General features: G+C 32.4%; 12 protein-coding genes. 7 read left to right on the plus strand and 5 right to left on the minus strand.

What is annotated here, in order from left to right; all coding sequences use genetic code 11:
• Positions 1-43 precede the first annotated feature (43 nt).
• Positions 44-655 (minus strand): YktB family protein, encoded by a 612-nt coding sequence (locus BTM19_RS10365; protein WP_038678288.1) that lies wholly within the window; start codon positions 653-655, stop codon positions 44-46.
• Positions 656-920: 265 nt separating this feature from the next.
• On the opposite strand from BTM19_RS10365, the gene BTM19_RS10370 reads away from it, so the two are divergent.
• The gene (locus BTM19_RS10370) at positions 921-1,736 is read left to right on the plus strand and encodes an inositol monophosphatase family protein (protein ID WP_029379060.1); all 816 of its coding nucleotides are present in this window, start codon (positions 921-923) and stop codon (positions 1,734-1,736) included.
• A gap of 101 nt (positions 1,737-1,837) precedes the next feature.
• On the opposite strand, the gene BTM19_RS10375 is transcribed toward BTM19_RS10370, so the two are convergent.
• A complete protein-coding gene (locus BTM19_RS10375) occupies positions 1,838-2,029 on the minus strand; it encodes a DUF5325 family protein (RefSeq protein ID WP_038678296.1) in 192 nt (63 codons plus the stop codon).
• Between the two features lie 99 nt (positions 2,030-2,128).
• On the opposite strand from BTM19_RS10375, the gene typA reads away from it, so the two are divergent.
• The gene (gene typA / locus BTM19_RS10380) at positions 2,129-3,976 is read left to right on the plus strand and encodes a translational GTPase TypA (protein ID WP_029379058.1); all 1,848 of its coding nucleotides are present in this window, start codon (positions 2,129-2,131) and stop codon (positions 3,974-3,976) included.
• 184 nt (positions 3,977-4,160) lie between these two features.
• Here the strand turns inward: typA and BTM19_RS10385 are convergent, their stop codons facing one another.
• Together BTM19_RS10385 and BTM19_RS10390 are read right to left on the minus strand one after the other, a co-directional pair.
• Positions 4,161-4,334: a DUF2197 domain-containing protein gene (locus BTM19_RS10385; protein WP_080661282.1), complete on the minus strand. Its 174-nt coding sequence runs from the start codon at positions 4,332-4,334 to the stop codon at positions 4,161-4,163.
• Between the two features lies 1 nt (position 4,335).
• Positions 4,336-4,818 carry a hypothetical protein gene (locus BTM19_RS10390; RefSeq protein WP_029379057.1) on the minus strand — a complete coding sequence of 161 codons (483 nt, stop codon included), beginning with the start codon at positions 4,816-4,818 and terminating at the stop codon, positions 4,336-4,338.
• Between the two features lie 351 nt (positions 4,819-5,169).
• Between BTM19_RS10390 and BTM19_RS10395 the strand changes: the two genes are divergently transcribed.
• The 3 genes from BTM19_RS10395 (at position 5,170) to BTM19_RS10405 (ending at position 10,868) form a co-directional block, all read left to right on the plus strand.
• Positions 5,170-5,445: an Fpa/YlaN family protein gene (locus BTM19_RS10395; protein WP_017724164.1), complete on the plus strand. Its 276-nt coding sequence runs from the start codon at positions 5,170-5,172 to the stop codon at positions 5,443-5,445.
• A gap of 371 nt (positions 5,446-5,816) precedes the next feature.
• A complete protein-coding gene (gene ftsW, locus BTM19_RS10400) occupies positions 5,817-7,052 on the plus strand; it encodes a cell division peptidoglycan polymerase FtsW (protein ID WP_029379056.1) in 1,236 nt (411 codons plus the stop codon).
• A 360-nt stretch (positions 7,053-7,412) separates the two neighbouring features.
• Complete coding sequence (locus BTM19_RS10405) at positions 7,413-10,868, plus strand: pyruvate carboxylase (RefSeq protein WP_029379055.1); 3,456 nt, start codon at positions 7,413-7,415, stop codon at positions 10,866-10,868.
• 312 nt (positions 10,869-11,180) lie between these two features.
• Here the strand turns inward: BTM19_RS10405 and BTM19_RS10410 are convergent, their stop codons facing one another.
• The gene (locus BTM19_RS10410) at positions 11,181-12,089 is read right to left on the minus strand and encodes a COX15/CtaA family protein (RefSeq protein ID WP_029379054.1); all 909 of its coding nucleotides are present in this window, start codon (positions 12,087-12,089) and stop codon (positions 11,181-11,183) included.
• Positions 12,090-12,370: 281 nt separating this feature from the next.
• On the opposite strand from BTM19_RS10410, the gene cyoE reads away from it, so the two are divergent.
• Positions 12,371-13,282: a heme o synthase gene (gene cyoE, locus BTM19_RS10415; RefSeq protein WP_029379053.1), complete on the plus strand. Its 912-nt coding sequence runs from the start codon at positions 12,371-12,373 to the stop codon at positions 13,280-13,282.
• Positions 13,283-13,307: 25 nt separating this feature from the next.
• On the plus strand, positions 13,308-13,769 hold the full coding sequence (locus BTM19_RS10420; RefSeq protein WP_029379052.1) for a DUF420 domain-containing protein: 462 nt from the start codon (positions 13,308-13,310) through the stop codon (positions 13,767-13,769).
• Positions 13,770-13,941: the final 172 nt, after the last annotated feature.

A 13,941-nucleotide genomic window follows, 5' to 3' on the forward strand; every position in this document is an offset into this window, starting at 1 on the left:
TCTTTGGTTTTATGAAGTTTACGAATAAAAAATAAGGAATGTGTTATTTGTAAAATTTCAATAGATATTCAAAGGTTTCTTCTAAAAATTCTAAAAATGACTTATCGTTCTTAAGGACTTCAGAACCAGGTGTTAACGTACGAGCTACGAAAAATTCACCTTTTTTAACTTCTTTAACACGTTTAAATGCTTTGTATATATCTTCATCGGTCATTTCGTGTATGTATGTCTTTTCTTGGCTCATATGGTCTAAGCTTATACTAAAATCATTTGGTAGATTTTTTAATGTTTCAAATTGATTTTCGAAAATTGTAACTTGTTGCGCTTTATCTTTCGCTTCATGCATAACGCCGTACATAATAAATAATTGATTTTCAAAAAGTCCTATTTGGAAATGAGGTTGCATTTTATAACCACGTTTATTAGTCGCAAATGCTACCCATGTATCTTTAGGTGGGTTAACACTTCGACGAGCGTGTTTGGCTACGTGAGGATAGAACACTTCACCTGTAGCGGTTTCTAAATATTGTGAGAAATAATCACCTAAGGCGTGTAATTGAGGTCTGATATGGTTGTTAAGTGCTTCCATTCTGGCATCTAAGCCATCTACTGTAAATACTTTGAAGTCTTTTGGTTTAAATGTATATTGAGTCATTTGTGCCTCCTATAATCATTATTTTCGTATGTATTGTAGCACATTATACTCATATAGACATTTTACATGCTTCTTATTTAAGATAGTAAATGATTTGCTGTGTATTGTGTACACTATGTTTGAAAAGGGTAGAGATAAATTATATTGAATAATCTTAAATTTACCTTATTCTTAATTCGTATAAATATTGAAAAAATAAAGGTTGGTTAATATCTTTTTGAAAGTTAGTTAATGTATAATGAAGAGTGAATAAGGAGCTGATACGATGACTGTCTATGAATATGCCAAAGGACTTATATTAGAAGCAGGAATTAATGTTAGAAAAATAATGAAAGAAGATATAAAAGTAGAAACTAAATCTAATCCTAATGATTTAGTGACAAATGTCGATAAAGCTACAGAAAAATACCTTTTTGACAATATAACAGAAACTTATCCTAATCATTTAGTTATTGGAGAAGAAGGTCATGGGCATCACCTAAAAGATGAAACAGGTGTAGTATGGGTCATCGATCCAATAGATGGTACATTAAATTTTGTGCACCAAAAAGAGAATTTTGCAATATCTATTGGTATTTATAATAACGGAAAACCATACGCTGGATTTGTTTATGACGTTATGAATGATGTGCTATATCATGCTAAAAGCGGTGAAGGTGCATATGAAAATGGTACGTTGTTACCTGAAATCGAGAATACGCCATTAAAGACAAGTATTATTGGAATTAATCCGAATTGGCTTACAAAGCCTAGATTAGGAGAAGTGTTTAAACCTATAGTAGAGGAAGCCAGAAGTGCACGAGCATATGGTTCCGCAGCTTTAGAGATTATACATGTCGCAACAGGAAAATTGGGTGGTTATGTTACCCCCAGATTACAACCTTGGGATTTCGCAGGTGGTTTGATTGTTTTAAATGAAGTAGGCGGGCTTGGTACAAATTTAATGGGAGATACATTATCGATTTATGAACCTAATTCAATCGTTATGGCTAATGCACAGTTACATTCCGAATTAATCGAACACCATTTTCAAAAAAATAACGAAATTATTGAATTATTACAGCAGCGATTAAAAAAATAGAATTAGTGTATATATTTTATAATTATTTATAAAAAAAGCGTCTCAATCCTAGTTTGAAGGAATGGGACACTCAGTTATTATATATAGTCAAAATCATTCAATTATAGCCAATCATTTTCACGATATTTCTTTTTTAATGTGAAACCGTAACCAAATGTTGCAATGAATAATATAAATGTTAAAATCATGAATGGAACATTTGTAGCAGCTATACTAAAGCTAAATAATAGCAAAAAGACAATAGCTATTACAGCGAGTACCCAGAAAATTGATTTGGATTTTTTTTGTTGCATTATACCACACCTTTATAGTTTTCTTTAACCAATTATATGATATAATAAAAAAGTTGCAAAGAAAAGTGGGAATTTACTCGAGAAAGGAAATTGTATAAAATGACTAAATTAAGAGAAGATGTTCGTAATATAGCAATCATCGCTCACGTTGACCATGGTAAAACGACACTTGTAGATGAATTATTAAAACAATCAGGAATTTTCCGTGAGAATGAGCATGTAGACGAAAGAGCAATGGATTCAAATGATATCGAAAGAGAACGTGGTATTACAATACTTGCTAAAAATACAGCAGTAAATTATAAAGATAATCGTATTAATATTTTAGATACACCAGGTCACGCCGATTTTGGTGGAGAAGTTGAGCGTATTATGAAAATGGTTGATGGTGTTGTCTTAGTAGTTGACGCATATGAAGGCACAATGCCACAAACTCGTTTCGTATTAAAAAAAGCTTTAGAACAAAATTTAAAACCAGTAGTTGTAGTTAATAAAATTGATAAACCTGAAGCTAGAGCTGAAGGTGTAGTAGATGAAGTATTAGACTTATTTATCGAATTAGAAGCAAATGATGAGCAATTAGATTTCCCAGTAGTCTATGCTTCAGCTGTTAATGGTACAGCAAGTTTAGATCCAGAGAAACAAGACGAAAACATGCAATCATTATATGAAACAATCATTGATTATGTTCCTGCTCCTGTTGATAATAGAGATGAGCCATTACAATTCCAAACGGCATTACTAGATTATAGTGATTATTTAGGTCGTATTGGTGTTGGACGTGTGTTTAGAGGAACAATGCGTGTAGGTGATAGCGTTTCGTTAATTAAATTAGATGGCACTGTTAAAAATTTCCGTGTAACTAAGATTTTTGGTTACTTTGGTTTGAAACGTGAAGAAGTTAATGAAGCATACGCAGGCGACTTAATTGCTGTATCAGGAATGGAAGACATCAACGTTGGTGAAACTGTTACCCCAACAGATAATAGAGATGCTTTACCTGTATTAAGAATTGACGAACCAACGTTAGAAATGACATTCAGAGTAAATAATTCACCATTTGCTGGACGTGAAGGTGATTATGTAACTTCTCGTCAAATTCAAGAACGTTTAGATCAACAATTAGAAACAGATGTGTCGCTAAAAGTTACACAAACTGATTCACCAGATAAATGGATAGTTGCTGGACGTGGTGAATTACACTTATCAATTTTAATTGAAAATATGAGACGTGAAGGTTTCGAATTACAAGTTTCTAAACCACAAGTTATTTTAAGAGAAATTGATGGCGTAAAATGTGAACCATTTGAACGTGTACAATGTGAAGTACCTCAAGAATATACAGGCGCTGTTATTGAATCATTAGGCCAACGTAAAGGTGAAATGTTAGATATGGTAACTACAGATAATGGCTTAACGCGTATTATCTTTATGGTACCAGCACGTGGATTAATTGGTTATACTACTGAATTTATGTCTCAAACACGTGGTTATGGTATTATCAACCACACATTTGAAGAATTTAAACCTCGTGTTAAAGGTCGTATTGGCGGTAGAAGAAATGGTGCATTAGTATCATTAGACACAGGTAAAGCAAGTTCATATGCACTTATGGGCTTAGAAGACCGTGGTATTAACTTCATGGAACCAGGTACTGAAGTTTATGAAGGTATGGTTGTTGGTGAACATAATCGTGAAAACGACTTAACAGTTAATGTTACGAAAGAGAAAAACCAAACTAACGTACGTTCATCTAACAAAGACCAAACTGTAACTATGAAGCGTCCAAGAATTTTAACTCTTGAAGAAGCTTTACAATTTATTAATGATGATGAGCTTGTAGAAGCTACACCAGAAAATATCCGTATTAGAAAAACAGTATTAGAAAAAAATGCTCGTGAAAAAGAAGCGAAACGTATTAAACAACTAATGCAAGAAGATGAATAAAATACTAAATTATATTTAGTATTTTATAGGGGCATAAAAGGCTCATACCATTTATTGTTGAAGTAATAGCATAACAATAAAACACAAAAATAACGGTAACTATTCTTGTTTATAGTTAGGTTAAATAATATGTTAATAAATACTCCCCATCGTTTTACGATGGGGAGTATTTATTATGTTTATATTAACGATGATTGTAAGTAGTTACTTGATTGCGCTGTTTAGGGGTATCAAGTCTACTTTTACATTCATCACACATAAAGGTATGCATTGGATCATTGCGTAATCTTTTAGCTTCTAAAGTATTTTGATCTATAAATACTTCAGTATCACAAATTATGCATTGAACTTTCTTCATATTAAATCACCTCGATATGAGTGACATACTTAAATTCGTATGAATAACCTTCTTCTGGAATATATACAAAGCTATCTACTGAATAATCGTCATATAATTTTTTGCCGTCTTTTGCAAATTGGAAAAAAAGATATGGTAATAAGTCAATAGGTACTTCAATTGACTCATTATCATTAAATAAACGAATTGCTTTTGCGTGATCAAACGGTTCAGCATTCTTGAAAAATGGAGACATGTTAATGACAAATGAATTTTCTAATATGGCTCTTTTTTTATATTTAATTTCAGAATTTAACGTTGGTGGATTAGTTTGACCTTCTAAGATTGCTCTATTCCATTCGCGGTTATCATCAAAGTTGATTGGTTTAGTACCGTCGAATATACCTTGCTCTAAATCTTCTATTTGAACTTTTCTGTCGTCAAAAATCCAAGTTGTACTATCTAAAGTAATTGGAAATTTAACTTCACCCTTAATTTGAATCATAATCCCACTCCTATTTGCATATCTTGTTTCTAAATTAAAACGTTATTAAGTAATGACTCACAACGTAAATATATGAGATTGAATCTGACTTTTTTGTGAACAAATACATGTTTAAAATAAAAATATTTATCCTATTGTTAAAGCGAAAAAATTCTGACAAAAATCAGTAGATATATTGATATTGTTCGTCTGACACTTAGTAACGTTATAAATTCAATCAAAATAAATAATTGTTAATTATAATTTTATCATAAATACTAGTATTACGTATATTCCTGAATTTACTTGCTTTTTGGTATGCATTGAGATAAACTCGTCATATAAAGTTACAATTGATAGGGGGAGTATGTCTTGGTAAAAAATCAAAATATTAGTAATGTGGCATATGACCAGTTGAATAAAGATGCTGATAGGATTCTCCAACTTATTAAAGTACAGATGGATAATCTTACATTACCTCAATGCCCATTGTATGAAGAAGTACTTGATACACAGATGTTTGGATTACAAAAAGAAGTAGATTTCGCTGTACAACTTGGTTTAGTTGATAGAGAAGTGGGCAAAGATTTAATGCTTCGATTAGAAAAAGAACTTTCTAAATTGCATGATGCATTTACAAACGTTTAATTGGGGTAAAATAAATTAGTTTTATAACTGGGAAAGTTGTTTTCCATGTTCGAAAAATATAAAAACTTATATAGTGTTCATTGTCAAACTACATAAGTATACTGCGGGTGGCTAGGATATCAATAATTGTTGATTATATCTTAGCCACTTTTGTCGTGTTTAAAAGATTAAATATATGAGTATCTAAAAAGAATATTTTATTATGTTTATTCGAGAAATTGATAGAATGTTTGTTATAATGTTTGATGTACAATTTATTTTTACATAATGTTGGTAAAGTTTTAAAGACAACTAAGTTATTGAACATAAGTCGAATTAATAAAAGTATTTAGTTAGTGATAATAAATAATGAGAATTGGATGATATGTCAAATGAATAATGTAAAACAATTTTTTCGATATATAGGTCGAAATGCAAAGTATATTGATTATCCGTTAGTCATTACCTATTTATTACTATGTTTAATAGGTTTGGTAATGGTATACAGCGCAAGTATGGTCGCTGCCACTAAAGGGTCGTTAACGGGTGGTATATCAGTAGCTGGTACATACTTTTATACTAGACAGTTAATGTATGTAATTATGAGTTTGATTATTGTATTTTTTATGGCTTTCTTTATGAACGTCAAATTTCTTGAAACGAGCAGGTTCCAAAAAGGCATGATGCTTGGCATCGTTATATTATTGGTTGCGACGTTGTTAATTGGTAGCAATATCAATGGTTCAAAAAGTTGGATTAATTTAGGCTTTATGAATTTACAAGCTTCCGAGTTACTAAAAATTGGCATAATTTTATATATACCATATATGATTGAAAAAAAACGCCCTAAAGTATTCAAAGAACCTAAATTGCTAACATATCCTATCGTTTTAGCAGGCATATGTATAGGTCTCGTTTTATTACAACGCGACGTTGGTCAAACGTTACTTATTATGATTATTTTCTTTTCAATATTATTCTATGCAGGTATTGGTGTTCAAAAATCAATCAAATATGGATTGTTAATTATAGTAGGGATCGTAATTATTGGCTCGCTTTTCTTACTAGTTGGGTTGGTTCCGGATTACTTAACAGCGAGATTCAGTACGTTAACGAATCCATTTAGTCAAGAGTCTGGTACAGGGTACCACATTTCAAACTCGTTGATTGCAATTGGTAATGGAGGATTACTAGGCAGAGGTTTAGGAAACAGTATTATGAAATTAGGGTATTTACCAGAGCCACATACAGACTTTATTTTTTCTATTATTTGCGAAGAATTAGGTTTATTAGGTGGTTTATTCGTTATATGTTTACTCTTTTTTATTGTTTATAGAGCTTTTGAACTTGCAAGCAAAACAAATTCTTATTTTTATAAGCTAGTTTGTGTAGGAGTAGCAAGTTATATAGGTAGTCAAACTTTTGTTAATTTAGGTGGTATTTCAGGTACGATCCCATTAACAGGTGTACCTTTACCATTCATTAGTTTTGGTGGTTCTTCGATGATTAGTTTAAGTATAGCGATGGGCTTATTGTTAATAACAGCAAAACAAATTAAAATCGAACAAGCAAAATATAAAAAAGTAAGAAAAAACAGAACAAGAATTAACTCAACTAGATATTCTTAATAAAGGCAAACGTTTTGATACAAATGTATTGAAAACGTTTGCTTATTTTTTTACATTTTTAAATTAATTTTGAAAAACTTTTAGCAAAGTATAATAATGATAACTAAAACTTATCGTAATTAATAACTTTTTATTATGTAAATCTTATGATATAATTTTGTGAGAAAGTGATGATAGCAGGGTCTTATGTAGTTTGTAACGCGATGGTTGTTAGCTATCCACCAGTAAGTGATACATGAACTTTGAGCTGTTTTAACATGATGGCTATATATTTTTTACTGTCTACATTGTTCGGATTTTGCTATAATGAATTTTATATCAAACTTTTTTGAAAATTCTAAATTTAAGGGGGACCATGATGTGAAACAAATAAACAAGCTTTTGGTAGCCAATCGTGGTGAAATTGCAATAAGGATTTTTAGAGCAGCAACAGAGTTAGATGTTAAAACAGTTGCTATTTACTCAAATGAAGATAAAGGATCATTACATAGATATAAAGCGGATGAATCATACCTAGTGGGTGAAGATTTAGGACCAGCTGAATCTTATTTAGACATTGAAAGAATTATTGATGTTGCTAAACAAGCAGATGTAGACGCAATTCATCCAGGATATGGTTTTTTAAGTGAGAATGAAACTTTTGCAAAAAGATGTCAGGAAGAAGGCATTAAATTTATAGGCCCGCGTGTTGAGCACTTAGATATGTTTGGCGATAAAGTTAAAGCTAGAACCACAGCAATTAATGCAAATCTAACGGTTATACCAGGTACAGATGGCCCGATAGATAATCAACCAGATGCAATTGCATTTGCAAATAAAGCTGGCTATCCATTGATGATTAAAGCGACAAGCGGTGGTGGCGGTAAAGGTATGCGTATCGTGCGTTCAGAAGATGAGCTAGAAGATGCATTCCGTCGTGCTAAGTCAGAAGCTGAAAAATCTTTTGGTAATAGTGAAGTTTATATAGAAAAATATATCGATAATCCAAAACATATTGAGGTTCAAGTCATTGGTGATGAACATGGAAATATAGTCCATTTATATGAACGTGACTGTTCGGTACAAAGACGTCATCAAAAAGTTGTTGAAGTAGCACCTTCAGTTGCGCTTGAAGACGATTTAAGAGAACGTATATGTGCTGCTGCGATTCAATTAATGGAAAACATTGAGTATGTGAATGCGGGTACAGTAGAATTTTTAGTTGCTGGCGATGAATTTTATTTCATAGAAGTAAATCCGCGTGTACAAGTTGAACATACGATAACTGAAATGATTACAGGTGTTGATATCGTTAAGACACAAATATTAGTTGCTGATGGCGAGAATTTATATGATGAAGCAATTAGTATGCCACAACAACAAGACATACAAACGCTTGGTTATGCGATTCAATGTCGTATTACTACCGAAGATCCGACAAATGATTTTATGCCTGATAGTGGTAGAATCATTGCTTATCGTTCGAGTGGTGGTTTTGGCGTAAGGTTAGATGCTGGTGACGGATTCCAAGGTGCCGAAATATCACCTTATTATGATTCTCTTTTAGTGAAATTATCAACGCATGCAATGTCTTTCAAACAAGCGAATGAAAAAATGGACCGTTCACTACAAGAAATGAGAATTCGTGGAGTTAAAACTAATGTTCCATTTTTAATTAATGTTATGAGAAATGAACAATTTAAAACAGGTGATTACACAACTAAATTTATAGAAAAAACACCAGAACTGTTTGATATTGCACCAACACTCGATAGAGGTACAAAGACACTGGAATATATTGGTAATGTTTCAATTAATGGTTTTCCAAACGTAGAAAAGCGCCCTAAACCTATTTATGAAACTTCACCTATACCACAAGTCTCTAAAAAAGAAGTTGCAGCATTAGAAGGTACTAAACAACTATTAGATAGTAAAGGCCCAAATGCTGTAGCTGAATGGCTTAAACAGCAAGACGATGTTTTAATAACTGATACTACTTTTAGGGATGCGCATCAATCGTTACTAGCAACGCGTGTTAGAACGAAAGATATGATGAACATTGCTTCGAAAACAGCGCAAGTAATGAAAGATAGTTTCTCCCTAGAAATGTGGGGAGGTGCTACATTCGATGTAGCGTATAACTTCTTGAAAGAGAATCCTTGGGAACGCTTAGAAAGACTTAGAAAAGCAATTCCTAACGTATTATTCCAAATGTTGCTTCGTGCATCTAATGCTGTCGGTTATAAGAACTATCCTGATAACGTCATTGAAAAATTTGTGAAAGAAAGTGCAGAGGCTGGTATTGATGTCTTCAGAATTTTTGATTCATTAAACTGGGTAGATCAAATGAAAGTGGCAAATGAAGCTGTACTAAAAGCTGGTAAAATATCAGAAGGTACTATTTGTTATACAGGTGATATTCTAAATCCGAATCGCTCGGATATATACACGTTAGAGTATTATGTAAATATGGCGAAAACATTAGAACGTGAAGGTTTCCATATATTAGCAATTAAAGATATGGCAGGTCTGTTGAAACCTAAAGCAGCAAATGAATTGATTGGTGAATTAAAAGCAGCTGTCGACCTACCAATTCACTTACACACACATGATACAAGTGGTAATGGTTTGTTAGTTTATAAAGAAGCGATAGATGCAGGTGTGGATGTTATTGATACAGCTGTTGCTTCAATGAGTGGTTTAACAAGTCAACCTAGTGGTAATTCACTGTATTATGCATTAAATGGTTTTGATAGAAATATGCGTGCCGATGTTGATGGAATGGAAACATTATCACATTATTGGGGTACTGTACGTCAATATTACAATGACTTTGAAAGTGATATTAAATCACCAAATACTGAAATTTATAAACATGAAATGCCAGGTGGACAATATTCAAATCTTAGCCAACAAGCGAAGAGCCTAGGGTTAGGCAATAGATTTAATGAAGTGAAAGAAATGTATCAACGTGTTAACTTCTTGTTTGGTGACATTGTTAAAGTGACACCTTCCTCTAAAGTTGTTGGGGATATGGCATTATATATGGTACAAAATGATTTAGATGAAGACACAGTGATAAAAGATGGCTATAAATTAGACTTCCCTGAATCAGTTGTTTCGTTCTTCAAAGGGGATATTGGCCAACCAGTGAATGGTTTTAATAAGGAATTACAAAAAGTGATTTTAAAAGGTCAAAAAGCAATTACAGATCGTCCAGGAGAATATTTAGAGCCTGTTGATTTTGAAGCGGTAAGAGCAGAGTTAGAAGAGAAGCAAGAGAGAGAAGTGACAGAACAAGATATTATTAGTTATGTTCTATATCCTAAAGTTTATGAACAGTTCATTGCTACGCAAGAACAGTTTGGAAATGTATCTCTGTTAGATACACCTACATTCTTCTTTGGAATGCGTTCAAATGAAACAGTGGAAATTGAAATTGATACAGGTAAACGTCTAATCATCACATTGAAGACGATTACGGAACCAGATGACAAAGGTATTCGTACCATTTTCTATGATATGAATGGACAAGCGAGACGTATATTCATTCAAGACGAAAATGTAAAAGCGAATGAAAGTGTTAAACCGAAAGCAGATAAATTAAATCCAAACCACATCGGTGCTCAAATGCCGGGGTCAGTTACTGAAGTTAAGACTTCAGTAGGCGAAACAGTCACAAGTGGACAGGCATTATTGATAACTGAAGCTATGAAGATGGAAACAACGATTCAGGCTCCATTCGATGGTGTTGTGAAGCAAGTGACAGTGCAAAGTGGAGAGGCAATTGAAACGGGAGATTTATTAATAGAAATTGAAAAAGAACCTGTGGATTAAATTTTCAGCAAAATGATTTATAAGATTATTCAATATGTATTGTTGAATCAAAAGAAGCACTCAGATGAATTGAATCATCTGAGTGCTATTTTTCTGTGATTTACGTGCTAATCACATCTATTTGTATTTTTATGGAATTACATAATGCATAGTGGCGTTGATATTGTTAGAAAATTTTCAAGGTTGCATTATGTATCTAATGTAAAAAAGTAATTTGGAGTATATGTACAAAAAATTTGCAATGAAAAACTGTCAACAAGTGTTTTATCTTGTTGACAGTTTTTCATTGATATAACATATTTAATGTTTTAGTTAGCCACCACTTCTAATTGTCCGTAACATCAATACAATGAAGTAGGCTATTAAACCAAAGAGTAATGTAATAAATAAAGCATGTAATAAGGCGATAAATAAATTAACTTCTGTAATAATTGATAATGCGCCAGTAATTACTTGCAGGATAACTAATATAAATGCAGCTGTGTAACCATAACGTATTGTGCGGTTGTCTTTGTAATTATTTACAGCATGAATGAACGTAATCATTATCCAGATAAAAGCGATTAATGCCATTCCTCTGTGAGTAAGGTTTACCCAATCTTGGACATTGTGAGGCATCAAATCATTAAAAGGTAATGGCCATTGACCATATGCTAAACTAGCTTCTTTATGTCTGACTAATGCGCCAGTATAAATTGTTAAATAAACAATAATTGCCATTATCCATGTATAAATTCGTAATGGCTTTCTAATAAATAGTTCATCTGCTTCATATTTGCGATCGATTTCAAATATAATTAAAGTTAATACAAATACTGAAGAAAATGAAATGAGCGAAATTCCAAAATGTAACGCTAAAACATAGGCATTTTGTTGCCACATTACTGCCGCGGCGCCTACAAGTGCTTGTATTAGTAAGAAGCCAACACTAATGATACATAATGGTTTAACTTCTCTAATGTAACCAATGTGTTTCCAAGCAACGATGACTAACCAGAGAACGATGATTAAAGATAAGCCCGAAACAGCACGGTGACTTAATTCGATAATCGTTTGTATTGGTAAGTTCTCAGGTAAAAATGCGCCATGACATAGAGGCCAATCGGATCCGCAACCATCTGCTGATCCGGTTTTAGTAACTAATGCGCCTCCTAATTGAACAAAAGCCATAATTACAGCGGCCAACACGGATAACCATTTTAGGTTTTTTTTGCTAAACAAGAATTAACCCCCCACATAAAATAAGACAGAAAACTAAATTATAAATAGTTATTAAATATATAGCTATTGTAACTGTAATTATTTTATTCCGTAATGATACATTTAAAGTTATTTTAATAAATCTCACATATAATTATAACAATAAAAACTATTTTAATTGTGTCACAAAAATGACTTTTTAGTAATGTCGTTAAAGTGTCACAAATAAGTTTACATAAATGTAGTCAATGATACAAATTTAATATATCATTGTATTATATGGAAAAATTAGGAGGGAAATTATGAACAAAGAACAAACTTTGTCGCATAATTCTAGTCGTGTGACTTTTAAAGAGTTGCAGCAAATTATCAAGATGGGATTGGTACAAGGTAATTTGATCCCTGCATTTGCTGGATCATGGTTAGCGATTGTGTTGGCAAATCATTCCTTCCTCTCGTCAATACCACAAATCTTAATGATGTTGGTGGGCTCTACGTTAATTATGGGGGGCGCATGTGCTTTAAATAATTACTACGATCAAGATATTGACAGTATCATGCCAAGTAAACAACAGAGACCAACAGTTAATGACAGAATTTCGGATAGAAATTTATTAATGCTCAGCTTTGGAATGATGCTAATAGGGGAAGCATTACTATTTGCGTTAAATATACCTTCAGGTGTAATTGGACTGCTAGGTATAGTGGGTTATGTATCGTTTTACTCGATTTGGTCTAAACGTCATACGGTATGGAATACAGTGATTGGTAGTTTCCCAGGTGCAGTTCCACCTTTAATTGGGTGGACGGCAATTGAAGGAAATATTAGTTTGGTAGCAGTAGCGCTATTTTTAGTGATTTTCTGTTGGCAACCTATTCATTTTTATGCTTTAGCAATTAAACGTAAAGATGAGTATTCATTAGCAAATATTCCAATGTTACCATCAGTAAAAGGGTTTAAACGTACGAGAGTAAGTATGTTTTTATGGCTAGTAATCTTATTACCACTTCCATTCTTATTAAGTAGCTTAGGAACAACATTTATAGTATTGGCTACGCTGTTAAATTTAGGATGGTTATATTTAGGATTAACAAGCTTTAAAAAGAATTCAGATCAAACAAAATGGGCAACAAAAATGTTTATATACTCATTAAACTATTTAGTGGTTTTCTTTGTACTCGTCGTTGTCGTGTCATTAATTCAAATGTTTTAATAATTATAAATAGAGGATGTAATATATGAATTTACCTATCTTACCTACAATCAGTACAAGCTTTATTGTAATTAGTGCAATCCTTGTCGCTATCGGATGGCGCAAAATTTGGCTGAGAAAAATTGAAAGCCATAAAAAAGTAATGTTAGCTGCTGCATTTTTTGCACTAGCGTTCTTTATTATTTACGCATCAAGGACTATTTTTATTGGTAATACTGCATTTGGTGGTCCAGACTCAGTTAAACTTTATTATACAATTTTCTTAGTATTTCACATAAACTTAGCAACAATTGGTGGAGTTTTAGGACTTTTACAAATCATTACTGCTTTTAAAGATAAGTTTAAAGTACATAGATTTGTAGGACCAATTGCCTCTATAATCTGGTTCTTCACAGCAATAACAGGTGTAGCTGTGTATTTATTACTTTATGTATTTTATCCAGGTGGAGAAACGACGTCACTAATTAAAGCGACATTTGGTTTATAATTCACATTAAAAAATGTTAGTCTTTTATTTGAACTAGGGAATATGGAAAGGGCAGCGGGCAGAAATTTGTTTTATAAACAGGTTTGTTAGCCCGTTTCCATTATTCACTATTAGAAGATACGAAATGAATTTACTAGGTTGATAAGTACGATTTATAAGTAACATGTTAAAA

Source organism: Staphylococcus xylosus (genome assembly GCF_002732165.1).
Classification (GTDB): Bacteria; Bacillota; Bacilli; order Staphylococcales; family Staphylococcaceae; genus Staphylococcus; species Staphylococcus xylosus.

Bases quoted from the DNA above. Each gene is read 5' to 3' on its own strand.
- BTM19_RS10365 (WP_038678288.1), bottom strand. From the start codon at position 655: ATGACTCAATATACATTTAAACCAAAAGACTTCAAAGTATTTACAGTA.
- BTM19_RS10385 (WP_080661282.1), bottom strand. From the start codon at position 4,334: ATGAAGAAAGTTCAATGCATAATTTGTGATACTGAAGTATTTATAGAT.
- BTM19_RS10420 (WP_029379052.1), top strand. From the start codon at position 13,308: ATGAATTTACCTATCTTACCTACAATCAGTACAAGCTTTATTGTAATT.
- typA (WP_029379058.1), top strand. From the start codon at position 2,129: ATGACTAAATTAAGAGAAGATGTTCGTAATATAGCAATCATCGCTCAC.
- BTM19_RS10370 (WP_029379060.1), top strand. From the start codon at position 921: ATGACTGTCTATGAATATGCCAAAGGACTTATATTAGAAGCAGGAATT.
- cyoE (WP_029379053.1), top strand. From the start codon at position 12,371: ATGAACAAAGAACAAACTTTGTCGCATAATTCTAGTCGTGTGACTTTT.
- BTM19_RS10390 (WP_029379057.1), bottom strand. From the start codon at position 4,818: ATGATTCAAATTAAGGGTGAAGTTAAATTTCCAATTACTTTAGATAGT.
- BTM19_RS10375 (WP_038678296.1), bottom strand. From the start codon at position 2,029: ATGCAACAAAAAAAATCCAAATCAATTTTCTGGGTACTCGCTGTAATA.
- ftsW (WP_029379056.1), top strand. From the start codon at position 5,817: ATGAATAATGTAAAACAATTTTTTCGATATATAGGTCGAAATGCAAAG.